The following is a 23,352-nucleotide window of genomic DNA, read 5'->3' on the forward strand; positions in this document are numbered from 1 at the left end:
GGGGACAGAGCTCAACGCCTGATAACTCAGGCGGTTCCGGCCAAACGGGCAGGGCAGCCCATACACCGCTGTGGAAAACGAGAAAAAATGAGGGGTAAAAACACGGGGCATTATCCCGGTTCGGACTTTTGGGAATGGTCATCCCGGCCGCTTTGTGATCCGTGGAGAAAGTGATTCTGTCTGCCGCCCTTCCAGCCGTCCGCCGGCAAGGAAAAGCCGGCGGCATAAGACATATGCGCCGGCTTGGAAAGGCTGGTGCGCCGCGCATGGCGCGGCTCAAGGGCGGCGACGTGTCAGCCGCGCGAGCCCTTGGCAATCGGTTCCTGGTACGTGAAACCCATATCCCAGGGAAAATAGATCCAGGTGTCCTGGCTGACCTCGGTCACAAAGGTATCCACGAGCGGACGGCCTTTCGGCTTGGCGTAGACGGCTGCGAAATGCGCCTTCGGCAGCATGGCGCGAACCTGTGCGGCGGTCTTGCCGGTGTCTGTGAGGTCATCAACGATGAGGATGCCTTCGCCGCCCTGTTGGGTGAGCTCTGGTGAAATTCCCTTCAGAACGTGCATTTCCCCTTGCGAGACATAGTCGTGGTAGGAGGCGACGCACACCGTCTCAATGAGGCGGATGTTGAGCTCGCGCGAAATGACCGCAGCCGGCACGAGGCCGCCGCGCGTAATACAGACGATCGCCTTCCATTCTCGGTCGCCGTCGGCCAGGCGCCAGGCGAGGGCGCGCGCGTCGCGGTGAAACTGGTCCCAGGAAACGGGAAAGGCTTTGTCGGGCAGCGACATGACGGGCTCCTGAACGGCGGAAAAAGAAGATTCCACCTCTCTACTGCAAACCTGACCCCAAGAAAATCGGCGGCAGACCCTCGTCAGCCGCCGATCCACAGGCAAGTCATCGCATTCAACCGGTCAGCGCGACATCAGCGTCGGCACGCGGGCATCACGCATCAGCGCGCTGGTGACACCGCCGAACAGACGCTGACGCAGCCGCGAGTGACTGTAGGCACCCATGACGATGAGGCCGGCGTCGATTTCAGTGGCGCGATGATTGAGCACATCGGCCACCGATCGCCCCTCGGAAGCACCGGAGGATACCGTCGCCCTAACACCATGGCGCGCCAGGGTGGAGGCGAGTTCGGCGCCGCAGAAATCGCGCGACTGCATCGAGGTCTCCGGCGGATCGATGGCGAAAATCTCGACCTCCTTGGCGGCGGTGAGGAAGGGCAGGGCATCGAATACGGCGCGGGTCACTTCACGCGAGCCGTTCCAGGCCACGAGCACACGCTCGATCGGGACGGGGCCTGCCGGCGCGTTGGAGACAAGATAAAGCGGGCGGCCGCTTTCATAGAGCAGGTCCTCGATATCTTCCCGGGCCGGGCCATCCATGTCCGGGTCGAACTGCGCGGCAAGCACGATGTCGGCACTGCGCGCGCTGTCGATGACACCCGCGGAGGCGTATCCGGCCGAACCGGTAAACAGCCGCCATTCATAGGAAATGTCATCACGCTCGCAACGGGAACGGAAGGCTTCCTCCACCGCGCGGGACTGTTGCTGTGCCCTTTCCTGCAATTGCAGGACGGCATTCGGATCGGGATATTCCATCGGTGCGATCAGCGTCACGATGACGGGCGCTTCCGCGTGAATGCCGATGACGTGGCCGCCCGTGCGACGCGCAAGCGCAAGGGCATGATCCGTCACCTTGCCGGCGTCTTCTGCGGTGCTCAGCACCGCGACAATGGTCTTATAGGTCATTTCGGCCTCCTGTCTGGTTCGCTCGAAATCTGCGCCCGCAATACAGCCAGAACCTTGATCAGGATCAAGAAGCTGCCTTGCCGGCAGCGATTTCGGCGATCATCGCCATTATATCACGTTCGGCGGCCTCGGCGGGGGCCTCTTCTCGGCTGCGAATGACGATTTCCGTCGAGAACCGGTTTTCGGAAAAGCGCGGATAGGAACCGATGCTGGTCTCTGGATGGTTCTTCTGGATGGCCGCGAGCGCGCTGCCGATATCGCCCTCGCCAAAGGGCGATGCGACGGAGCGCGACAGCATGGGAACGCCCCCTTCCAGCTTGGGAATGACCGTTCCGAGCATGGCGGTGAAGACCTGGGGAACGCCGGCCATGACATAGACATTGCCGATATTGAAGCCAGGCGCAGTCGAGACTGCGTTCTCGATGTGGACCGCCCCTTGCGGCATGCGCGCCATGCGCTGGCGGGCCTCGTTGAACTCCACGCCGCGCCGTTCGTACATCGCGCCCAGAAGCTGCATGGCGAGCAGATCATGCAGGCACGGTACGCCGAAGGCCTTCGATATCGCGTCTGCCGTAATGTCGTCATGCGTCGGACCGATGCCGCCGGAGGTGAAGACATAGGTATAGCGCGCGCGCAGCGCATTAAGCGCCTCGACGATGGCATCCTCGTCGTCGCCGACGATGCGCACCTCCTTGAGGTCGATGCCGGCGAGGAACAGTACGTCGGCGAGCTGGCCGATATTCTTGTCCTTGGTGCGGCCTGACAGCAGTTCGTCACCAATAGCGAGCATGGCGGCGGTGGCGACAGACGTGGAACTCATGGTGATGTCCTGAATTTCGGATGGAAACCCGACCGGGCGGAGGGTATTGTCAACACTGGGTGAACAGTCTGTCGACCCTGCGGGTTGTGACGCTGTCACATCGAAGTGCTACATCCAAGACGACACCGCGATCAAGCGGAAAGCCCTTTTCGAACAGGAGACGACAATGGCGAAAGTACTGGTTCTTTATTATTCGGCCTACGGACATATCGAAGCGATGGCGTATGCCGTGGCGGAAGGCGCAAAGTCGGCCGGCGCCGACGTGACCGTCAAGCGCGTTCCGGAACTGGTTTCCGAAGAAGTCGCCAAGGCATCCTACTACAAGCTCGACCAGAAGGCCGAGATCGCCACGGTCAACGAACTCGCTGATTACGATGCCATCATTGTCGGCGCCGGCACGCGCTTCGGCACGGTTGCTTCGCAGATGCGCAACTTCTGGGACCAGACGGGTGCCCTGTGGGCTGCCGGCAAGCTCGTCGGCAAGGTCGGATCGGTCTTCACCTCGTCGGCCACGCAGCACGGCGGCCAGGAATCGACGATCCTCGGCTTCATCCCGACCCTTCTCCACCACGGTCTGGTCGTCGCCGGCCTTCCCTATGCCTTCCAGGGCCAGATGGGCGTCGACGAAATCAAGGGCGGCTCGCCCTACGGTGCCTCTACCATCACCGACGGCGACGGTTCGCGCCAGCCTTCGCAGGTCGAACTGGATGCCGCCCGCTTCCAGGGCGCCCATGTCGCGAAGCTTGCGGCCAAGCTTTCGGCCTGATGTTCTCCTGAAACATCGCTGAACAAGAGGGTGCGGCCAGCGTCAGCGGCCGCATCCTTTTTGTTTTCCCGTAACGGGGCAATGCCTCTTTGCCGAATGGCAACGGGAAACGAAATTTGCAGATATTCGCGCCGAGCGGAGCTTCCAATGTCGCCCCGGCATGGTATTGGAAGCGCAATGCGGGCGTGGCGAAACTGGTAGACGCAAGGGACTTAAAATCCCGACGTGTCCGCATAAAAACGCAACCGGATCATGAGTTTAAGCCTTTTCGAGCCGATGAAGGCCTGATATAGGCCCGATGAGCGTGTTCCTGCTATGAGTTTGGACGCGTTGGAATAGAAGGCCGCTTGCCGAAATTGGTAGACGGAAGGCACTTAAAATGCCTCGGGCTACGCCCGTGTGGGTTCGATTCCCACAGCGGCCACCAACGCAACTTTCATGTCGCACCGATACATATTGGGCGCTCCATCGCTGTTGAAACTGCGATAGTGAGTGTCCTTGTCGTGAGACGATCGGTATGGTGACCGTGCTAGAAACCTGGCGGTACGATTCGCTTGGCTTCCAAGGCTCATCCATCTGCAGGGGAAAACTGAAGCATGCGGCGTATGTCTGCTGAATCATTAGACTTGTTTGAAGCGCCATCGCTGTTGTCAGACGAAACTCAACTGGTGTCTAGCGAAGACAGTCAGGATTCTCAAATCTTGGGTCTGACATTTCGAGACTCTAAGAAATTGCCGGTTCACGGTTGGTACCCCTATGTGGAAGGTTTTTCGGCCGGCTATATCGAGGATCTTGTGAGGAACTACAGCCGTGGTTCCACGGTGTATGACCCGTTCGGGGGAAGTGGCACCGTAAACCTAGTCGCGTCCATGATGGGAGTGCCGAGTGCATTTTCAGAGGCCAATCCGTTCATGCGTTTCGTTGCAGAAACGAAAGTGAACGCCCGCAATAGCGCACGTCTACGGTTTTCCGAATTCGAGCGTTGCGTTGCGAGGTTTAAAGATTGGGCATACAGCCCCAATTTTGAACGATCGTCGCGCGAGCAAGATCTAACCTCGTATCTGCATGCCTTTGCAGGAAAAGATTTCTTCGCCGACAAAGATATTCGCGAGCTTCAGGCTCTTAGAGATGCTGCGCTGGTCCTCGGCGCGGAAGCTCCTGAATTTAGGGACATCCTTTTACTTGCGGTAGCATCTGTCACCGTTGCTTGCTCTCATATGACGCGTCGTGCCGATCTTCGTAGACGCCGCGATGACGAGTACAAAACGCGAATAGTAAATGTTCGCAGTGCGGTCATCGAGAAACTAACTTCAATGCAGCGCGATATAGGCACAGCTCCTGCCCGCCATGCTCCTGCTTTTTTTGCTTCGGCAGATTGCCGTGAACCCGTAGAGAGCTTGTCTGGCGAAGTTGAACTAATTCTAACTTCACCGCCCTACTTGAATGGAACAAGCTATATTCGGAATACAAAGTTAGAGTTGTGGCTGATGGGCTTTATCAGTTCCGAGCGTGAACTCGTGGCACTAAATAAGACATGTATGGTATGTGGCATCAATAATGTAGTCAAAAACCGGCCAGCTGAATATCGTTTTGATTACGTCGAGACTATTGCCGCCGAATTGGACAATGTTAGCCCGGATTTGCGTATCCCTGCACTCGTTCGAGGCTACTGCTCGGACATGTATCCGATACTCCAGAACTGTGCCAGATACTTGCGAGACGATGGTCGTCTGATCCTGGATATTGGCGATTCTCAGTTTTACGGTGTTCACGTACCAACAGATCTTCTGTTGGTAGAGGTAGCAAGAAGCGCTGGACTTCGCTTGAAAGAGGAGAGACTGCTTGCCCGGCGGCACTCACGCGATAAGACGCCTCTTAAGCAGGTGGAGTTGACATTTACTCATGCTGCCTGATGCCGAATCGACACTAGAACATACAGCTTCCAGCTTTAGATCTACGCTCCCTCACACCGAGCCACCTTATCGAAGCCGAGCATGGGGGCACGGGCTCCACTCGTTGTCTTCATACCAAGGGAAGTTAAAACCTTCTCTTGCGCATTGGCTAGTCCGGCATTTCACCGACCCGGGCGATAGGGTTTTAGATCCCTTGGGTGGGGTCGGGACCGTAGCCTTCGAGGCGTCTCTTCTTGGTAGGACCGCCTTTAGTTGCGACCTAAGTCCATTCGCTTCAGCGGTAGCGCGTGCCAAACTAGATCCGCCTAGGTGCAGTGAGCTGATGCACGAGCTGGATGCCTTTGCCGAAGATTTAGCGAGCATAAGCTTAAGGGAAAGCGATTACGCCGCGGCAGAGTTCGGATTGAACGCACGAGTCCGTGACTACTTCCACGAAGAAACACTCGCGGAAGTTTTGAAGGCTCGGCGGATCCTGCTCGGCTCAGACCATTCGCGGCCGCGCAATTTCATTAAGGCGTGCCTCCTTCATATCCTTCACGGAAATAGGCCATACGCGCTATCGCGAGTGTCGCACCCGATCACACCGTTTAGTCCAACTGGCCCATTCGAGTATCGATCGCTCATGGAACGGCTACGCACGCGATGCGAGCGTTTGATGTCCTTGCAATGGCCCGAGGAGTTTGTGCCGGGAACATCCTGGCATTCAGATTTTCGGGAAATTCCAAATCTATTATCAGAGCCGGTAAACGCAATTATCTGCTCCCCTCCGTTCCCTGGAATGAGATTTGATCGCCCAAATTGGCTGCGAATGTGGTTCTGCGGCTGGATGGAAAACGATTTCCACGAAACTAGCCGTGGATTTCTGGAGCGGCAGCAAGGCCGCACCTTTGAAGTCTACAGCGAATTCTTTCAAGTATGCCGGGACGTATCGACCATCGGAAGTCCGGTCATCCTTCACGTCGGTGGATCCAAAGCCTATGATATGACAGAGAAATTGACTGCGATTGGAAGTCGTTACTTACATCACTGCTCAACGATAATTGAGAACGTAGAGAACGTTGAAAAGCATGGAATTAAGGATAAAGGAACCACGAGCGAACACATACTGCTAGTATTCGAGCGCCGCTAATTGCTCGTCGATTTCTGGGTCGACTAGCTCAGGAATATCGTCTGTTGGCCGTCGGTCTGCAGCGTCTCGAACCTGGGCATATATGTCGATATCCGCTGCTCGCAGCTCATCCCAAAGATCCACGTTAGGCCTAATCTCCCGTACTTTCCTTGCGATGGCATTAAACGCTCGCGCATCAGCCTCCCTGGCAAAGCCGGCGATATCCGCCCGGATTCGCTGCAGCTGCGGCTCGCAGACATCCCGTGTTTGAAGGTCCGCCAGTGGGAGACCAGTTATCTGTGATAAACGCTCTAGTTGTGCGGGAGTGTAAAAATCGGCGGGAAACTTGTCCTTCTTATGGTTATTATGCTCGGCACATAAACAAGTGGCGTGCTCATCGATTGGCCAAAGGTAGGCTAAAGGCCGAGTGTGATCTAACTGTACTTGTTTCAACGTTAATGGCTTCTCACAGTAAAAGCATCGCCGCTGAAAGCGATCCCATGTGATACTCTTCAATCCTCGCCCCTGTCGGTCCTTGATGGATTGCAAGATCTCTGGTTCGCGTAACAGTAGACGACGTTCCCGAGTAATTAGGCCGCTTTCATTGTGTTGATCAGCAGTCCGCAAGGGATTAAAAGAGTTGTTAATTCTCCATTTTTTACATGCTCGACACTCGTTCTGATGACCGCTCGGCTTTGCATTGTGCTTATGAAAACTAAGCCTCCCAGGTTGCCCGGGACCTATCGGAAGTAATCGCCCACAGTACGAGCATTTTTTCAGCTCTATAGGGGAGCCCTGGGTTTGCCGTGTAACGACATCATCAAGCATAGTGATGTTGTCGGCCTCATGATCGAGATAGAAGGTCTCGGGCGCGAGATGAGCAACGTTCAACTCTGCTAAAGCTGGTACTTCATCACTACCGTGTTGCGGAAAATGTGAAAGGCCAATCGCCAGGCCCCATAAGTCAACGTAGTCCTGCGGAGATTGGAAGATCAGTTCGGCGACTACCGTTGTGCTTTCGCTTACAGAAAAGCCAAGACCGAAACGCGACCAAGCTGGCCCGCTCTGAAATTCCCGTTCATGGAGGACCCCCGCTAAGCGGGTTCGTAAAACCGCAGCCGTGCTGGTCGGGGTAAAAATAAAGCCTCCTATGCCACCCCTACAGGGCTCGACCGGCAATTTAAGCTCGGCAACGAACTTAATCGAATCTATTGGACGGTCTTTGCTTAATCTGCTGCCGAAGCTTTCATGAACCTGCTGATAGTCCCTTCTGCTTGCGTACTTATCTTCCCGATCTTGCTTTGCATGCCGACGCACGATTTACTCCCAGATGTCGCTGAAAGATCGCACCGAAAGTTTCGGAAATCAAGTACTTGCAATGTTTGATTGTGTTTTAAGTCGGAGGCACTGCGCGCCATAGCAGTCGGCCGAAGTTTGGGGCAGCGATTGAACAGCACGATTGGGTTCAGCCGGTTCGGCGGCTCACGTTTGCGAGCCAAGCCCGTGCCTGCAAAATGGCCTAGCGGAAATCGTCATAGAGCCGTGGGTTGCTGCTGAGGAGGAGGTAGACCGTCGCCGGGCAGGTGCAGTGCAGGCGGCGAGTCGGTGCCTAGCCGCAGCCCGCCGATGGCGGAACTCGTCTGGTCTGAGATCGACCGGCCGCGGATGGACGTCTCCATCCAGCGGCGCACGAAAGTCATGTGAGGTTTCCACCGGTATCGACCACGCTTCCGAGCTGCCGGACGCGCCTGCGGCAGATTCGGGGGCGCCGCGGGCCCGGCAGCATGGCGCTCTGAGCACCTGGATCGCCGGCTAGTAGTGGATGTCAGTGGCTATGATGACGTGGTATGCGGAATTGATCGTTGAGCAGGCGGACGCTCAATAAGAGTCGAGCTCCTTACGCTTCGTAATGTTCGAAAGCGAGGATAGTCGAGCGCTACTAGACGACGCGATCCAATTATGGGCAAAGCACAGTTAGATGACGTTGACGGAGCGGCCCACTAGGCTGCGGAAGCTTCGTCGATTCATCGAAACGGAATCTGGTGATCGATCGCTCTTTCACGGTCCTCATCGCTCACCAGTTGAGTGATAAGGTGGGCTGATACCCTTTTCAGAAAGCGTCTATGGCAGCCGTCTGGTGCAAAGGACGCTGCTAGCATGTGGTCGCCGATGATTTTGTGTGCGTCGGCTCCGTAATAGTCTCGATACAAAGCTGCAGCGTGTCGAACCTCGTCATCGGTCGGATCGCGCCGCCTGTCGCGCCGCTCGGCAGCAAACATCAGGAGGCCGCCGACGATCGCCGCCACATACCATGTAGCGAGCGCCTTATAGACCCACGCGAAGATCGTTCCGAAGCTATCCATGGATGTTGAATATAGTCCACATTTCCAGAAAGTAAGCAGAAATGTGACGATAAGTCCGTGGACGATCCGTCTACATGCCGGCGCTATGTCGGCATGTTGGATTACAGACGAGTCCTGGCAGAGAACGTGAAGGCGGCGAGAAAGGCTCTCGATCTGTCGCAGGAGGCCCTCGCGCTAGAGGCAGCCATTGATCGCACCTATGTTAGCGGGATTGAGCGGGGCAGACGGAACCCATCGCTGACCATGATCGCCAAGCTTGCCGAAAGGCTGAAGACGACACCAGCGGCGCTATTGTCGCCCATGACGCAAGAGCAGACGGGGAAGTAGCATGGTAGACAGGCTGTTTGTCGCGGTGCTTGGGAACCGCAATTCCGGGAAATCTACAACTTGGAACACTCTGTTCGGCGGCACGGTTAAGACCGGCAAGCATTCGCGGTCTCTGACGCTCAGACCTGGCGAGTGCGTTGAGGTATTTCTGGTGAGCGGTTCATTTGAGGAGCGCAAGCTGTACGCCGGCGATGTGCTGGAAGAACAAGCTAGCAGGATCGTGCTGTGCTCAATGCAATACACCGAAGAGGTCACAAAGACTCTTGAGTATGTGAAGGAAAAAGGGTTCGACCTTTATGTCCACTGGCTCAATCCGGGCTATAACGATCCGGGTGAGAACTGGGACCGGCTAGGGCTGGTCAATCGAATATTGGACGCTCCCTCGGCACTGGCGGTTCGCTCGGGAAAGGTAAACCCTATCGGCCGCGTCCAAGAGATCCGCGAATTCATCTACGGCTGGGCCGTCTATCGCGGTTTGATATACGCGTGCTGATCCGGCATCTCCGCTAGTCGTCCAAGATCTTACCGCCGCGCACCGTGGCGAGCCCTTCCAGCACCGCGATGCGCACGAAGTCGGCAGGCGCCTGCTTCGAGTGGCCGTCGTTGAGCGCCTGGATATGTCCGGCGTTGTTCGTGATGTGGATTTCTCGGTTCGTGCCAATTTCGAACGCCTCGATGATCGGCGCGCCGGCCTCGATCGTCGCGACGGAGTTCGCGTCGCCAGTCGAGCCCATCGTGCCGGGAACGCGGGCAGGAAACAGACCCTCAAAGGCGCGATCCAACTCCGGCGTCCAGTTTGAGCGGGCCGTGCCCGTATCGACCGGCGTCCCCTCGACAACGGAGCGGAGCACGACTTGGGCGCAGTCCTTTATTGCCCGCTCAACGTTTCCTTCGACCCGTACGGCGATGCGGTCGAGCCTTTTTGCCAAGTCATCAAGTCCGGCCATGGCCGATTTCCTTTCAATCACACACGGAGCCGGGGTCCGGCGGTAGGATGGCGTCACCTTCCATCAGTGAAGCTCCTTCGGCATGCTGTCGCGCTGCACCCTGTAGACGAGCAGCGCCATAAGCGGGTCGCCGTCTTCGAGGTAGGGCCGGAGGCGTGGGTGGACCGCACCTGCATGCGCATCCAGTGCCCAGGGTTCCCGGACGAATATCAGGACGTTTGCCGCCCCCGACATCGCAGGGATGACCAACGGCCGGTAGCCAAGGTTGAGAAGCCTCTCGGCGTGGTGGACCTGCATGTAGACGTGGTCGGCGTCGATTCCTGCCTCTACCCAGAGGTCCTTGACCTGCACCACGGGGCATCCGGCGAGGCAGCCCATCATTCGGGCACGGTGCGCCTTGCTGCGGCGGGCTAGCTCGATCATCGCCGGGTCGCGGGATCGGGCCATGGTCAGGCTCCCCTCATGTAGGAGCCCCCCCGGTCGAGGCTTGGCCACACGGACTGTCCCCTTGCGCCAACCGGCATGCCACCCACGAAGGCTGCGGGCGCGGAGGTCAGGTCTACACTCGTCCAGCCGACGAGCGCGTTCGGCTCGCCAAGCAGAATTTCGGCTGCGACGCGCGCAGCCGATGCCGATGCGCCGACCGCTAGCGCGAAATTGAGCCCATCAGCGCGACGGTGTTCCTCGCGGGTGGGAAAGAAAGCAAAGGTGGCCATGGTCAGTTCTCCTCGTTGTCATCTCGAATTTCTGGGGCATTGAGTGCAGCCCGGTCTCGGGCGCGGAGGGCGATGCCGATGTTGCCCTCGGCAGATGCACGGCCAGCCTCAAAGGCGCGGTCGTCTAGGACCGCCCGCTGGGCTAGTTCGCTCACTTCCATGATGGCAGCCTGCACGGCCCGGTAATCGTCTCCGACCAAGCGATCGGCGAGTTCGTGCGGCGAGAACGGACGTTCGCTATGCGGCATCCGGCCGACCTGTGAGGCGAGCACGGCGCCGAGCTCGCGGTCCTTCGTGGATACCGCGAGAGCCGCAAGGCTCGCGAGCTCGACCTTGCCCGCATGTTCGAGCTGCTGGATCAGCCGGCTCCGACGCTCGCTGCCGAGGCTGTCGCGCATCAGCATCTGGATGCTGGAATTGTAGTGCGTCCCTGCGTCCTCGACCGAGCGCCGAAGGGCTTCAATTTCACGCAACCGGGTCGTTCGGGCGTCGAGGCTGGAACGCTTCAGGTCCGCCCGTAACCCGCCGAGGGCACGACCGACGACCTGTGATCGCTGGGAGGGTGTGAGGTCGTACAGGGTGGCTTCGAGCTCTTCCCGGCGCTTTGCAACCCGTACGTTCATCTCGGAAATGCGCTTTGCGTTCTCCGAGTGGAGCTCGCGTGCCCGCGTGAGCGAGGCCTTGATCGACGTCACGTCGACCCACGGCTTCGTCAGGGTGGGTGGAGCCTTCTTAATTGCCATCTGGTCTTCTCCTTCGTCGTTGAGCGTCACGCTCAACCAGGCCGGAGGACCTTGGCGCGGGTCGCAGCCCGCAGGAGCGTCCACCTCCATTGAGGTGACCGGATCGGCCCATCGGCCGATCCGTAGACGTTCTCAGCATGGTTCATTGCCGCGCCGGATCGGACCAGCACTTAGGTCAATCTGTCTACTCGATCGCCCGCTTCGGGAACGGCACGACTGCGCTGTCGTTCGAAGTAGCTAGAGTTTCTGGAGCCTGGCCGCACGGCGCTCGATCCCGCCAAATCGAGCGCGCCTGCGTCATCGCGTGCCTTTCCAGATCGAGCGCATAGAGGCCGCAATATTCAATCCCGCCAGACACGTCGTCGGCCTCAGCGCCAATTGCTATCGCGGTGAGCATCCAATCTGTAGGCACGCCGCTCCTGGCCAATTCGCCCGCCTCAATGGCGAACTCCGCCAAAGCCGCCACCTGCTTCGGCTCAAGGTCTACATCCTTGATGAAGCCGGTGATCACCTGTTGAATTCGCGCCATGGCGACGAGGTCGCACGCGAAGACGCGCGTTCGCCCCGACGAAATAGGGCGTCGGCCTTCTACGATCATGTTCATTTTTTCACCCTCCTGTTTCAGCCCTATGTGTTTTGGGCGCGGAGGGAGAATGACAGAACGGCTCAAAGTTCGAAACTAAGATATTGATATGAAAGGCATTTGATAGTACAAACTGCATCCCATGAGAGAGATACGTTGGACCTCCGATATTATTGAGAAGCAGCGCCAGTTACGACCCGGCGACAGACAATATTCCAACGAATGGGTGATGATCCGTGCATACGCGCTGCACCTGAACGACCAGGGCGTGAGACCGACGTATGCACTTATTCGGGAGATGCTGGACAGCCTTGGACGCGGCTACACCGGCCAGTCCTGCCAGATATACGAGGCCCTACGCCGGCTCTATATGCATGGGAAGCTTGACCGGTACCCAAACGGGCGGCGCGTGCGGGTCGGGGACGTAGTCTACCGGAGCATAAGGGCGGCGGCGAAGGGTGAGCACTGCCGACAGTCGGCTGTTGCGGAGCGCATCGCTAGAGGAGAGCCCGGCTGGTCGTTCATCGACTAATCGACGGATGACGCCCGCGTCCCCTCGGCGTGCTCGGATGCCATGGCCTCCCACAGCGCCTCGGGGAACGGGTTAAGCCGCCAAAACTGAGCGCCGGTCGGTCGGCCATACAGCCTCACGAGCTCATCGCCGCCGCCCTCTAGCGCGACAATGCCGGGGGCCGTTCCCTCTAGCGAACGGGCCAGCCGCTCGACCTCGCGCAAGTCGCGTAGCGTGTCAGACCAGGAGCGCGACGCCATCGGGCCCCTCCGCGAGTGCGAGGTCGCCTTGCACCTGTTGATACTTTTCCAGCAGGGCAATGAGCGAAGCCCTGTCCTCGGATGGCATGCGGGCGATCACCATCGGGTCGAGTGCGCCGGAGCCAGAGGCTTCCCCTGCAACCTGTAGGAACGAACCAAGCCGTTCGGGCCACCGCAGCCGCAGCAATACCTCAGTCAGCCGGTCCGAGGGTCGCACCTCGTCGAAGGAGCGCGTGAAGGCGTGGCCAAGGACGGCGGTGAATGCGTCGTCCATGGCCACGGCGTACCGCGCCCGAAATTCGTGGTCACGGCGGCGGTGATCGTGGATGGTGGATGTACTGAGGCCGACCTCTTCGGCGGCGCGCTTGGGGCTCCCCGTGCGGCCGATGATTTCCAGGACCGCGTCCTCCACCTCTGGCGACCACCGACGATCCAACTCAGGCCGTCTGCGCCCATCGGCAAATCGGAGGGCAGCCTCCTCGGATCGATCCTTCGCCATGTCATGCCTCCGTGCGTTATTTCCCGTGCACCGTGCGCTCCGTGGACTCGCCTGCACGCCAGCACTTTTCAAAATTTTGGAACCGCTATGCTGGGACACCCCGTTCCAGGAGAGCCTACGGAGCATACGGAGACCCCAGGACGCCGGCCTGTTCCTCCGGGGAAGTAGGTTGTTTGCCCTTCTCGTCGGACTTGGGGCCGGGCCGGGAAAAAGGCTCCCTCCAAGCGCTTGCAATGCTTGGCCTTTTCGGCCTCCCGGAGGGACGTAGGACAGACGATCCCTTGTGTCTGCGCTCCAGGCCGCCGCTTCGCTGCTCTGGCGCTGGCACCCATGCGACCGTGCCGACCCCGGCCTTACCCTCTCGGCCGGGCTGGCTACGCTGGTGCTAGCGTGGGCGTCGCCTGCGGCACTCGCGGGGATGGTATGGCTGGGAGGCCTCCATCCTCGCGCGCAAGGACATACGGAATGCGGGCGGCCATCGAGAGGCCGTCAAGGCTTGGAGAAGAGCACCGAAGTAAGCGCCATGCCTGAAGGACGAAGCCAAGGCGGCGGCACTCCCTATCTACCAGGGAGAGGCCCCATATGGGTTACAGGCCCGAATGCCTGGAAGACGCTTCGGTCGTTATGAAAAAGCTATGCGTCCGCTCTAAGTGCATGATCCGTAAGCAAAATGACGCTTTAGACCACTGACGCTTCGTTTTCGACTTCTGCGTACCGGACTTTATCGTCGCGCTGGTTCACATGCCCCTAAGTCCGACCCTTGATCCGAAGCTGAATTTTCATAGAACCAATTTATATACTTTCTAAAGTGTCCTTAGTGTCTAAATATAAGATATATAAGGCCTTTTCCTCGGACGCTTTGAAAATTGTAAGCGTCTCTAAGCGTCCGGTCCCGTGCATCCCGTGCATCGGATGGGACCGGGGCCCTCCCTCGGTGGTGAAGGGAGGGCATCGCCGGTCAGTCGAACATGCCGGAGGCGCCAAGCCGCTCCTCAAAGAGCCGTCGAGCCTCGGCCAGCGGTGGAACGGTCCAGGCCCTCTCGCCGGTCTTCGTCTTGCCGGTCTGAAGGCCGAGCGACCTCCCAGCCGTCGCCAGAGCACGATGGCTGGCCTTGGCGCTGAAGACCCTGTTCGTCTTCAGGAAGCGGTCGTAGTCTTCCAGAAGTTCCCCCTTCGAAACCGGATCGAGTTCCGCAGGTCCGTGGTCCCAAGCGATAAGCTCCGTGACCGGCAACGATCCTCGATCCAGCAACCCCATCCACCACTTCGAAGCAGGATCAAGGCTCAACGCCTTCTGCTCGGCAAGCGCCTGCGTCTTCGGGATGCCCCGAGAAGGGTGCCAACCTTCGATGTCCATCGCCAGCAGGTCGTGGAGCATCGCGGCAAGACCGCCAGCCGCCATCTGGGCGTTGAGCGCTCCGAAGAAAGCCTTGTCGTTGCGGCGTGCATCCGACACGTCGAAGACCGCAAACCTTCGAGCATCGAGCCCTGCGGGAATGACCCACTCGTTGTTGCTCGCCATCATCAGGTGGATGAGATTGCGGCCGGGGACGATGTCAGCGCCCTTGCCCTCGAACGCTATGACCGGCTCCGTCACGAGCTGTTTCAACACTCCTTCCGCCTCCTTATGCCCCGGCCAGAACGCCTCGTCGGCGAACAGGAAGGCAACGGTGCGCAGGTGGGCGTTGAAGCGACCAGCAAACTGAGCAGGCGACGAAACCGTGAGGCCGTGCGTCCCCGTGATCTGCATGAGTGCGCGGCCGAGCGTACCCTTGCCGGTTCCTTCCCGGCCTCGAAAGGTAATGGCCGCCTCAGGAGAAGTGCCGGGGCGCTGGAACATTAAGGCCATCCAGCGCAGGACATAGTCCGAGGATGCGCGGTCTCCCGAGCACAGCACCTGCTCGATCAGTTCGCGCATTATAGACCAATTGCCTGGCTTCGGCTCGACCGCCCAGCCACGCCAGAGGTTGAGCTTGCCACGGTCACGTCCCTCAGGATCAAGCACGATGCCGGGATACTTGCGCCGACGAGGGCTTGCCAGCCAGAGTTCGGCAACGCTCACCTCACGCCTGCTGCCCATCGCCTTCACGCGCTCATCCTCATGAAAGTGGAGGAAATCGGCGCGAGACATCTTTGTCCAAACACGACGCGGCGGATCGAAGATGCCGTCCTCGTCTTCCATGAACACCGCGAACTTGCCGCCATTGAGGACGACGCAGAAGCGCTCGTTCATCTGTTCGATGAGGTCACGCTCCCGAGGTTCAGGTGCGTCCGTTTCTTCCACCGGGAAATCGTCCAGCGGGTCAGACCGTTCTGCGGCCTCGACCAGATCACCGCGACCTGCCTCGTGCAGCGCCTTGTAAAGGGTAAGGCGCGTCACCGACTCAGGGCGATCCCTGCCGAAAGACTCCCACCTTGCACGCGCCGTGTTCAGCCTGTCGGAATAGTCCGGGTCTGTCGCGCACCAGTCGAGGAAGGCGTCGATACCATCCCCGCCGGTCGCATGATGGCAGGCCATGGCGATTGGAAGCCACAAGTCGTTGCTGCCGAAGTCGCGTGCATCCAGGCCTTCCAGGAGCTTCGAAAGCTGTTCGGAGGTCATCGCGCCGTCTACGGTCGCCGAAGGCCTCGGCGACCTCCGCAGAAGGTTCAGAAGCGCATCCGGTGCGTTCGGCACCGCCATATCGGCACCGAACAGAGGATCCCAATCGTAGCGCCGGCCGTTCGGATGCACAGAAGGCGGAACGACGACCTGACGGCCGACAGTCTTGAACTCAATGCCGGGATAGAGTTCCGGCAACGCGTCGCGCACCCGCATATCCGCAGGCTTGCGCATGTACAGGTGAAATCCACCGCCGCCTGTCTCTACCGTTGGCCCATGAGGCAATCCCATATCTGCGATCAACCGCGCGAGCGGATTGTCACCGGGCGGGTAGTTCCTCGGGTCGGCGTCAATTACGAGCTGGTCGTCCTTGAGGCGGGCGCCAAGGTTCATCCCCCTCGCGACATGGGCCGCCGCCTCTGTTTCGGTCAGCGGCGTTTCACGGCGCCAGCCGCTATGCAGCGGGGCCTTGCCGATGGGGCGGCCCTTGGCATCGACGGCGTCGCGGCGGTGGAGCGGGATGAGGTCGAGGAGCAATGGCGTCGCCGCTACCGAGGGCGCGGCATCCTTGAAACCGACGTCGCGCTTGAACTCCGCTCCGTCCTTCTCCAGAAGCCGGCTCGCGGGCGCGTCGATGACAGCGGCGCGCCCGCTCTTCGTTTCGAGCGGGCTCATGACAGCGCCTCCCTGCCGAACGACTCCACGAACTCCCGCAGGTCGCGCACGGCATACAGGACCTTCCGGCCCATCTTGATGTATCGCGGGCCACCGCCGCGCGAGCGCCACTCGGCAAGCTGAACCGCCGAGATGCTGGTGAAGACGGCTGCGTCCTCTGTATCGAGGTATTCCTTGTGCAGCGTCCTAAGACCCGCTTCGATGCGATCGAGGCGCATCAGCGCCTCTCTGACAAGGTGTTCCATGTTCGGCTCCTTTCCGATCTGTGTCCGATCGGGAAAGGCTACCGAGGCGGCAGGTCATGACATACCAACACTTCATGCCGGACCGTGTGGAGGGCGTTTTCAGCCGCCCCGGTGCTTGACCAAGGCGGCGCAAACCTTCTCCTGCGCTTCACGCATATGGCCGAGAAGATGAGCGCGGGTTACGTATCCCCATGTCACACCGGCAGGCCGATGGTTCATCAGGAGCGTGACCGTCTGCATATCCACGCCTGCCTCAAGCGACCACGTCCTGTAGGTGTGCCGCATCTGGTGTGGTGCGTGGGGAAATTCGTCGGTGCGGCGCATTTCCTCGATGTGGCCGGACTTGCTGGTAATCGACGGGAAGACGAATGGGCTTTCTAGCGGAGCGGTCTCCTGCCTGACCCTTTCAAGGACCTGAAGCAGGTGGCGGGGCAGCGGCAGCCGGAACGCCCTGTCGGCTCCACCCTTGGGAGACGGGACCGTGAGCACGCCATCAGCGTCCAGATGCTCCCACCGCATCGACCGTGCATCGTGCGACCGCAGGCCGGTCAGCAGCATGACCGTCCAGCACGCAGCCCTGTTGTGATCTTCCATGGCGTCAAGGCAGCGCCATGCTTCGGCAAGGCCCGCGGCGTCCAGCGCCCACTTGCGCGGAGCCTCCTTGTTCATCCTCACCGCGCGGCTGACCGGGTTCGGCGGTAGGTCCTGGGTGCGGGCTGCATCGTTGTAGACGGCCTTGAGGGCGCGCATGGCACCGTTCGCTCCGTAGGGTCCATTCTTCTTGGTGATCCTCTCGTGGAGGGCGCGGACCGTCTCGCGGTCGAGCTTGTCCAGCGGAATATCGAGGATGGACCTCAAAACGCCGACGACCTTCTCCTCGTACCACGCCACGGTGCTAGGCTGGAGCTCGACGCCTCTGGTCTCCTTATACCGTTCCCAAGCCGTCCGAAGGCTCGGGACCGTCCGCTTCGCTATCCGTGGGTCCTCGCCACGCCGGAGTGCCAGCTTCAGTTCCGCGGCTTTTTCGCGGGCTGTCTTGAGGCTCACCTCGTCGGTGCGGCCGATGATGATGGAGACATAGCGGTTGCTCCCATCGTTAATCCTCCCCACCAGCTTGAAGCTGGATGACTTGCTGCCCACGACAATGCGCAGGCCGGACACGTCGGCGTCGTAGACCTGCTGTCCCGCCTCGTGCTCCTCGGCTATCTTGTTGACCGTTCCCTGTGTTAGCTTGGTACCCATGTTTCGTGATCCTCATCTTCGAGCCCGGACCCGAAGTCAGGCCCGGTACGAGACCAGGTCCGACACGGCCCTACACGATGATGATGTCGCGAAACTCAGGGGGCGTAAGCCATGAAACGGCTCGGCATATCCCCATATGTCATTGATTTTAAGACTTAAAATCCCTCGGCCTTGGCTGTGCGGGTTCGATCCCCGCCGCCCGCACCAGTTTTCTGAACCTGTTCGACTTCGCGCAAGACATTTCGCCGCGTTCTCCAAAAGGTGATTGGCAGGGCGGGGGTGCGGCGGCTATCAGGAGGCATGTTTGGAGGCTTGAGGGGTTTTGCGCGGCTTGGCCGTCTTGCCCCGGCCTTGCGGAGTAGCCCGTGTCGATTGCCGATATTTCCCTTCTGAGCGCACTGCTGGCCGGAGCGCTGTCGTTCCTCTCGCCCTGCGTTCTGCCGCTGGTGCCACCCTATCTCTGCTACATGGCCGGCATCTCCGTGGAGCAGTTCAAGGGCGGGGATGCGGTTGCCGTGAGGCACGATACGCGCGGAGCGGTGCTGCTCGCCGCCTTCTTCTTCACGCTCGGCTTCGCCACGGTCTTCGTGGCGCTCGGGGCCGGTGCCTCGACCATCGGCATGGTGCTGCGCCGGCATCTCGACATCCTCGCCCAGGTCGGCGGCGTGATCATCATCCTGATGGGCCTTCATTTCCTCGGCGTGCTGCGCATCGGGCTCTTTGCCCGTGAGGCGCGCTTCCAGGGCGGCGGCAAGCCGGCGACGGCATCGGGCGCGTATCTGATGGGCCTTGCCTTCGCCTTCGGCTGGACACCCTGTATTGGGCCGGTGCTGGGCGCCATTCTCGGCGTGGCGGCCGCACGCGAAACGGTCGGGGACGGTGCGGCGCTGCTTGCCGTCTACTCGCTGGGGCTCGCAATTCCGTTCTGGATCGCGGCCAGCTTCTCCGGCGCCTTCATGCGCTTTCTCGTGCGGTTCCGCCGTCACCTCGGCACGGTGGAGAAGGTCATGGGTATCCTGCTCATCCTCACCGGACTGGCCTTCATCTTCGGCTATATCAGCGCCGTTGCCATCTGGTTCCAGCAAACGTTTCCCATTCTCTCGCAAATCGGCTAGTTCGGGGCATCAGCCTCAGCACGCGGGATTGGGCGACAGCCATGGCGGACATTATCGGACTGGTTTTGCCGTTCTTCGGCATGATTTTCCTGGGCTATGTCGTCGCAAGGATCACGCGCCAGCCGATCGAGGCGTTGGGCTGGCTCAACACTTTCATCATCTACATCGCACTGCCGGCGCTGTTCTTCAAGCTCGTGGCGAAGACGCCTATCGAGCAGCTGACGCGGATCGATTTCATCCTCGCCAATGTCAGCGCCACCTATCTGGTTTTCGCGCTCATCTTCGCCGCCGGCCTGCTGTTGCGTCGCGCAACGACGGGGGAGGCGACGATCCAGGGCCTTGCGGCCGCCTATGGCAATATCGGTTATATGGGGCCGGGACTGGCGCTGCTGGCCTTCGGGGAACCGGCCGCCGTTCCCGTGGCGCTCGTCTTCTGCTTTGAAAACATGCTGCATTTCTCGATTGCGCCGGCCCTGATGGCGCTCGGTGGCGGGGAAAAGCAGCCGGCGCACAGGCTCGCGGCGGGCGTTGCGCGCCGGATCGTCACCCATCCCTTCATCATCGCAACGGCGGCCGGCTTTCTTGCCGCCTTCACCGGTTTCGAAGCGCCGGCACCGCTGCAGCGCCTGATCGACTATCTGGCGCAGGCCGCCGCGCCCTGCGCGCTTTTTGCTATGGGCGTCACCTTGGCGCTGCGGCCCTTGAAGCGGGTGCCGGTCGAGATCGGCTACATCGTGCCGGCGAAGCTAGTCCTGCTGCCGGTGACTATGTATCTCATGCTCGGGCTTGCCGGCAGTTTCGATCCGGTCTGGGTCTATACGGCGGTGCTGCTTGCCGCCCTTCCGACCGCGACCAACGTCTTCGTCATCGGCCAGCAATACGGCGTGTGGCAGGAGCGGGCATCCGCGACCATTCTCGTGACGACGGTGCTGTCCGTCGCGACGGTCACGGCGCTTCTCTACCTCATCAAATCAGGCCTGCTTCAGCCCGACCCGTTCCCGTAAGGTGTCGCGAAACGCCTTGAGCGAACCGAGCGGCTCGATGCCCTCGCGCATGACAACGCTGCGGAGTGGGCCGATGGTCGAGAGCAGGTGAAGGCCGGCCGAGCGGAGAAACTGCACAGGCAGGAAATCCGACAGCAGCGAACGATTGAGGAGATCGACGCTGAGCGTACGCGAACGCACATCCGCCTGGCGCTTGCGGTCGAAACGTATACCGATCGCGGCATCGTTCGCCGTCTCTGAAGTCTTCAGCAGGTCCTTGAGGGCCATGATATCGCGCAGGCTGAGATTGAGGCCCTGCGCGCCGATCGGCGGGAAGGCATGGGCGGCTTCGCCGATCAGCACGATACGATCCTTGCCGAAATGGTCGGCGGTCATGCCGGACAGCGGGAAACTCTGGGCGCCTGCCTCCACCGAAACCTTGCCCAGCATGGACTGCATGCGCTGCTCGACGGCGACGCTCAGGTCTGCGACGGGGAGGGCGGCGAGCCTTGCCGCTTCCTTCGGCGGCAGCACCCAGACAAGGCTGGAGCGATCGCCGGGCAGGGGAACCTGGGTGAAGGGACCGCTCTCCGTGTGGAACTCCGTAGAGATGTTGCCGTGCGGGCGGTCATGGGCAAAATTGAGCACGAGTGCGGATTGCGGATAGGACCAGGCGCGCACGTCGATGCCCGCGCTCTGGCGGACAAGCGATTGCCGACCGTCGGCGCCGACGACCAGCGAGGCCATGGCACGCTCGCCGTCATCCAGCACCAGTTCGACGCCGGTTTCGAATCTGTTGGCCGCCGTCACGCCATTCTCTATGCGGGCGATGCCGGCGCTCTCGGAAATCTTGCGGTCGAGTACCGCAAGGAACGGCAAGTTCGGGATGTTGTAGCCGAAGGCGGGAAGGCCGACTTCACCGGCGCGGAATGCAACGGGCGAGGCGCGCAACAGACGCGTGGTCCCGTCAAGGATCTGCATGGTTTCCAGCGCCGCTGCGTGTGGGGCGATATCCTCCCACAGGCCGAGCGTCTTCAGGAAAGCGATGGACTGGTCCATGAGGGCGGTCGTGCGCCCATCCGGCTTGCGGGCGGGCGGTGCCACCAGCGCAACGCTGCGGCCCGAGTCGGCGAGCGCCAAAGCGGCGAGATTGCCGGCAAGACCGGCCCCGACGATGGCGATATCGAATTGTCTCATGACCGGCCTCCGCAGCGCGACGTGATTACCCACAGATTTTGCTGGGCTTCTATCCCGCAAGACTAGGCCGGCAAAGAGGCAATTTCCATGGGATGAATCCGCGCAGGCCGCAAACGGCGCGCAAAGGCCGGGATTTTCACTGGCGATGGCGGGCAATCAATGCATATTACCTGACGTGACCGCACAGGAGGGCGCGTTCGGCACAAGACGAACGCGTGATAAAGCCCCAGGATGGACTGCGACCGGCAATGAAGTTTTTCAACTACAAGCGCGTGCCTTACGCGGAAATCCGCGCCTTTTCCGTTCACATCCTGACGGCATCCGGTTCCTTCCTGGCCTTTCTCGGCGTTGTCGCCGCAGCGGAGCACCGCTTCGTCGACATGTTCTGGTGGTTGGGCCTCGCACTCCTTGTCGACGGCATCGACGGCCCGATCGCCCGCAAGGTGCGCGTCAAGGAAGTGCTGCCGAACTGGTCCGGCGATACGCTGGACAATGTTATCGACTATGTGACCTATGTGCTGCTGCCGGCCTTCGCGCTCTACCAGAGCGGCATGATCGGCGAGCCGTGGTCCTTTGTGGCGGCTGGCGCCATCGTGGTGTCCAGCGCCATCTATTACGCCGACATGGGCATGAAGACCGACGAGTATTTCTTCTCCGGCTTCCCCGTGGTCTGGAATATGGTGGTTTTCACGCTGTTCGTCATACAGGCGAGCGAACTGACCGCGTCGATCATCGTCTTCGTTTCCGTCCTGCTGACTTTCATGCCGATCAACTTCCTGCACCCGGTGCGGGTGGAGCGGCTGCGCAACGTCAATCTCGCTGTTTTCTTCCTCTGGGCACTGCTGAGCGGCTATGCGCTGCTCCTGCATTTCGCATCGCCCACCTGGGTGGTGTGGGGCGTGGTCGCGACAGGACTCTATCTCTATGTCATCGGCGCCGTGATGCAGGTATTCCCCCGTCTCGGCCGTCGCTAGAAAGCAAGGAAGCATGCCATGACCAAGGCGATCGTCATACGCAGCCTGGGTGGACCGGAGGTGCTGAAGCTCGAGGATGTCGCGCTTGAGGCACCCGGTCCGGGCGAAGTGCAGATCCGGCAGGCGGCCGTGGGCCTCAACTTCATCGACGTCTATTTCCGCACAGGCCTCTACAAGACGGACCTGCCATTCATTCCCGGCAAGGAGGGAGCGGGCATCGTCACGGCGCTGGGCGAGGGCGTGACGGAGTTCGCCGTTGGTGACCGCGTAGCCTACGGATCGTCCGACGGCGCCTATGCCGCAGAACGCAATGTCGCGACGCGACATCTCGTGCGGGTGCCGGACGGCATTTCGCTGGAAACGGCGGCAGCCATGATGCTGAAGGGCATGACCGCGCAATATCTGCTTCTCCAGACGTATCAGGTGAAGCCTGGCACCGTGATCCTCTTCCATGCTGCGGCAGGCGGCGTCGGCCTGATCGCGGGGCAATGGGCAAAGGCACTGGGCGCGACCGTGATCGGCACGGCAGGTTCGCAGACCAAGATCGATCTCGCACTGGCTCATGGCTACGACCATGTCATCGATTACGGCAAGGAAGATTTCGCCGAGCGCGTGCGGGAGTTGACGGACGGCAAGGGTGTCGACGTGGTCTACGATTCCGTCGGCAAGGACACCTTTCCGAAATCGCTGGATTGCCTCAAACCGCGCGGCATGTTCGTGAGCTTCGGCAATTCCTCCGGCCCGGTCGAAGCCTTCAACATGGGGTTGCTCGCCCAGAAGGGCTCGCTCTTCGCGACGCGCCCGACATTGTTTGCCTATATCGCCACGCGCGACGCACTCGATGCATGTGCAAACTCGCTGTTTGATATTGTGCAAAGCAACAAAGTGCGTATCAATATTAATCAGACTTATCCGTTGGCGGACGCGGGGCGCGCGCACACGGATCTGGAAACAAGAAAAACGAGTGGAACGACACTGCTCATTCCCTGACCGCCCGGACGGGCAT

The 23,352-nt window shown here is 60.3% G+C and carries 25 protein-coding genes, 1 tRNA gene and 1 pseudogene; 12 read left to right on the plus strand and 15 right to left on the minus strand.

All coding sequences use genetic code 11. From position 1 onward, the window contains the following. Positions 1-293: 293 nt before the first annotated feature. The 3 genes from gpt to MNR02_RS08900 all read right to left on the minus strand — a co-directional run bounded on the left by gpt (position 294) and on the right by MNR02_RS08900 (position 2,577). Positions 294-791 (minus strand): xanthine phosphoribosyltransferase, encoded by a 498-nt coding sequence (gene gpt, locus MNR02_RS08890; protein ID WP_134649223.1) that lies wholly within the window; start codon positions 789-791, stop codon positions 294-296. A 123-nt stretch (positions 792-914) separates the two neighbouring features. Beyond that, positions 915-1,757, minus strand: a complete 843-nt coding sequence (locus tag MNR02_RS08895) for a universal stress protein (RefSeq protein ID WP_241946559.1) — start codon at positions 1,755-1,757, stop codon at positions 915-917. A gap of 64 nt (positions 1,758-1,821) precedes the next feature. Continuing rightward, positions 1,822-2,577 carry a competence/damage-inducible protein A gene (locus MNR02_RS08900; RefSeq protein ID WP_241946560.1) on the minus strand — a complete coding sequence of 252 codons (756 nt, stop codon included), beginning with the start codon at positions 2,575-2,577 and terminating at the stop codon, positions 1,822-1,824. Positions 2,578-2,743: 166 nt separating this feature from the next. Here MNR02_RS08900 and wrbA point away from each other — a divergent pair, with 166 nt between their 5' ends. The 5 genes and pseudogenes from wrbA to MNR02_RS08920 all read left to right on the plus strand — a co-directional run bounded on the left by wrbA (position 2,744) and on the right by MNR02_RS08920 (position 6,385). Beyond that, positions 2,744-3,343 carry an NAD(P)H:quinone oxidoreductase type IV gene (wrbA, locus tag MNR02_RS08905; RefSeq protein ID WP_241946561.1) on the plus strand — a complete coding sequence of 200 codons (600 nt, stop codon included), beginning with the start codon at positions 2,744-2,746 and terminating at the stop codon, positions 3,341-3,343. A 341-nt stretch (positions 3,344-3,684) separates the two neighbouring features. After that, positions 3,685-3,770, plus strand: a tRNA-Leu gene (locus MNR02_RS08910). Between the two features lie 169 nt (positions 3,771-3,939). Continuing rightward, the gene (locus MNR02_RS08915; RefSeq protein ID WP_241946562.1) at positions 3,940-5,256 is read left to right on the plus strand and encodes a site-specific DNA-methyltransferase; all 1,317 of its coding nucleotides are present in this window, start codon (positions 3,940-3,942) and stop codon (positions 5,254-5,256) included. Beyond that, positions 5,246-5,467: pseudogene (locus MNR02_RS22965) on the plus strand (hypothetical protein); the annotation flags it as partial. The gene MNR02_RS08915 and the pseudogene MNR02_RS22965, both read left to right, overlap by 11 nt. 111 nt (positions 5,468-5,578) lie before the next feature. Next, entirely contained in the window at positions 5,579-6,385 is an 807-nt protein-coding gene (locus MNR02_RS08920) for a hypothetical protein (protein WP_241946563.1), read from the plus strand. On the opposite strand, the gene MNR02_RS08925 is transcribed toward MNR02_RS08920, so the two are convergent. Beyond that, positions 6,365-7,681 (minus strand): HNH endonuclease, encoded by a 1,317-nt coding sequence (locus MNR02_RS08925; RefSeq protein ID WP_241946564.1) that lies wholly within the window; start codon positions 7,679-7,681, stop codon positions 6,365-6,367. The two genes, MNR02_RS08920 and MNR02_RS08925, sit on opposite strands and share 21 nt — an antisense overlap. 707 nt (positions 7,682-8,388) lie before the next feature. Then, positions 8,389-8,727, minus strand: coding sequence for a hypothetical protein (locus MNR02_RS08930; RefSeq protein ID WP_241946565.1), 339 nt, complete (start codon positions 8,725-8,727; stop codon positions 8,389-8,391). 57 nt (positions 8,728-8,784) lie between these two features. On the opposite strand from MNR02_RS08930, the gene MNR02_RS08935 reads away from it, so the two are divergent. Both MNR02_RS08935 and MNR02_RS08940 read left to right on the plus strand, forming a co-directional pair. Then, positions 8,785-9,054, plus strand: a complete 270-nt coding sequence (locus tag MNR02_RS08935; protein WP_241946566.1) for a helix-turn-helix domain-containing protein — start codon at positions 8,785-8,787, stop codon at positions 9,052-9,054. Position 9,055: 1 nt separating this feature from the next. Next, positions 9,056-9,547, plus strand: a complete 492-nt coding sequence (locus tag MNR02_RS08940) for a hypothetical protein (RefSeq protein WP_241946567.1) — start codon at positions 9,056-9,058, stop codon at positions 9,545-9,547. 13 nt (positions 9,548-9,560) lie between these two features. Here the strand turns inward: MNR02_RS08940 and MNR02_RS08945 are convergent, their stop codons facing one another. From MNR02_RS08945 to MNR02_RS08965, 5 genes are all read right to left on the minus strand, one after another. Further along, positions 9,561-10,001: an HK97 gp10 family phage protein gene (locus MNR02_RS08945; protein ID WP_241946568.1), complete on the minus strand. Its 441-nt coding sequence runs from the start codon at positions 9,999-10,001 to the stop codon at positions 9,561-9,563. A 63-nt stretch (positions 10,002-10,064) separates the two neighbouring features. Beyond that, entirely contained in the window at positions 10,065-10,448 is a 384-nt protein-coding gene (locus MNR02_RS08950) for a hypothetical protein (protein ID WP_241946569.1), read from the minus strand. A gap of 2 nt (positions 10,449-10,450) precedes the next feature. Further along, entirely contained in the window at positions 10,451-10,717 is a 267-nt protein-coding gene (locus tag MNR02_RS08955; RefSeq protein WP_241946570.1) for a hypothetical protein, read from the minus strand. A gap of 2 nt (positions 10,718-10,719) precedes the next feature. Next, complete coding sequence (locus tag MNR02_RS08960) at positions 10,720-11,460, minus strand: hypothetical protein (protein WP_241946571.1); 741 nt, start codon at positions 11,458-11,460, stop codon at positions 10,720-10,722. 184 nt (positions 11,461-11,644) lie between these two features. Continuing rightward, positions 11,645-12,064, minus strand: coding sequence for a hypothetical protein (locus MNR02_RS08965; RefSeq protein WP_241946572.1), 420 nt, complete (start codon positions 12,062-12,064; stop codon positions 11,645-11,647). A 208-nt stretch (positions 12,065-12,272) separates the two neighbouring features. Here MNR02_RS08965 and MNR02_RS08970 point away from each other — a divergent pair, with 208 nt between their 5' ends. Continuing rightward, positions 12,273-12,575: a hypothetical protein gene (locus MNR02_RS08970; RefSeq protein WP_241946573.1), complete on the plus strand. Its 303-nt coding sequence runs from the start codon at positions 12,273-12,275 to the stop codon at positions 12,573-12,575. Between the two features lie 216 nt (positions 12,576-12,791). Here MNR02_RS08970 and MNR02_RS08975 read toward each other — a convergent pair whose 3' ends face one another. The 4 genes from MNR02_RS08975 to MNR02_RS08990 form a co-directional block, all read right to left on the minus strand. Beyond that, the gene (locus MNR02_RS08975) at positions 12,792-13,226 is read right to left on the minus strand and encodes a hypothetical protein (RefSeq protein ID WP_241946574.1); all 435 of its coding nucleotides are present in this window, start codon (positions 13,224-13,226) and stop codon (positions 12,792-12,794) included. A gap of 1,045 nt (positions 13,227-14,271) precedes the next feature. Further along, on the minus strand, positions 14,272-16,590 hold the full coding sequence (locus MNR02_RS08980; protein WP_241946575.1) for a bifunctional DNA primase/polymerase: 2,319 nt from the start codon (positions 16,588-16,590) through the stop codon (positions 14,272-14,274). Beyond that, on the minus strand, positions 16,587-16,835 hold the full coding sequence (locus MNR02_RS08985) for an AlpA family transcriptional regulator (protein ID WP_241946576.1): 249 nt from the start codon (positions 16,833-16,835) through the stop codon (positions 16,587-16,589). The genes MNR02_RS08980 and MNR02_RS08985 overlap by 4 nt, the downstream gene beginning before the upstream one ends. A gap of 99 nt (positions 16,836-16,934) precedes the next feature. Further along, complete coding sequence (locus MNR02_RS08990; protein WP_241946577.1) at positions 16,935-18,077, minus strand: integrase family protein; 1,143 nt, start codon at positions 18,075-18,077, stop codon at positions 16,935-16,937. Positions 18,078-18,442: 365 nt separating this feature from the next. On the opposite strand from MNR02_RS08990, the gene MNR02_RS08995 reads away from it, so the two are divergent. Further along, on the plus strand, positions 18,443-19,192 hold the full coding sequence (locus MNR02_RS08995) for a cytochrome c biogenesis CcdA family protein (protein WP_241946578.1): 750 nt from the start codon (positions 18,443-18,445) through the stop codon (positions 19,190-19,192). Between the two features lie 41 nt (positions 19,193-19,233). After that, positions 19,234-20,196, plus strand: a complete 963-nt coding sequence (locus tag MNR02_RS09000; protein WP_241946579.1) for an AEC family transporter — start codon at positions 19,234-19,236, stop codon at positions 20,194-20,196. Here the strand turns inward: MNR02_RS09000 and MNR02_RS09005 are convergent. After that, positions 20,164-21,372: a UbiH/UbiF family hydroxylase gene (locus MNR02_RS09005; protein ID WP_241946580.1), complete on the minus strand. Its 1,209-nt coding sequence runs from the start codon at positions 21,370-21,372 to the stop codon at positions 20,164-20,166. The genes MNR02_RS09000 and MNR02_RS09005 overlap by 33 nt on opposite strands. A gap of 248 nt (positions 21,373-21,620) precedes the next feature. Here MNR02_RS09005 and pcsA point away from each other — a divergent pair, with 248 nt between their 5' ends. Next, on the plus strand, positions 21,621-22,346 hold the full coding sequence (pcsA, locus tag MNR02_RS09010; protein ID WP_241946581.1) for a phosphatidylcholine synthase: 726 nt from the start codon (positions 21,621-21,623) through the stop codon (positions 22,344-22,346). A gap of 18 nt (positions 22,347-22,364) precedes the next feature. Continuing rightward, positions 22,365-23,336, plus strand: a complete 972-nt coding sequence (locus MNR02_RS09015; RefSeq protein WP_241946582.1) for a quinone oxidoreductase — start codon at positions 22,365-22,367, stop codon at positions 23,334-23,336. Positions 23,337-23,352 lie beyond the last annotated feature (16 nt).

The sequence above is a fragment of the Shinella sp. H4-D48 genome, assembly GCF_022637395.1.
Classification (GTDB): domain Bacteria; phylum Pseudomonadota; class Alphaproteobacteria; order Rhizobiales; family Rhizobiaceae; genus Shinella; species Shinella sedimenti.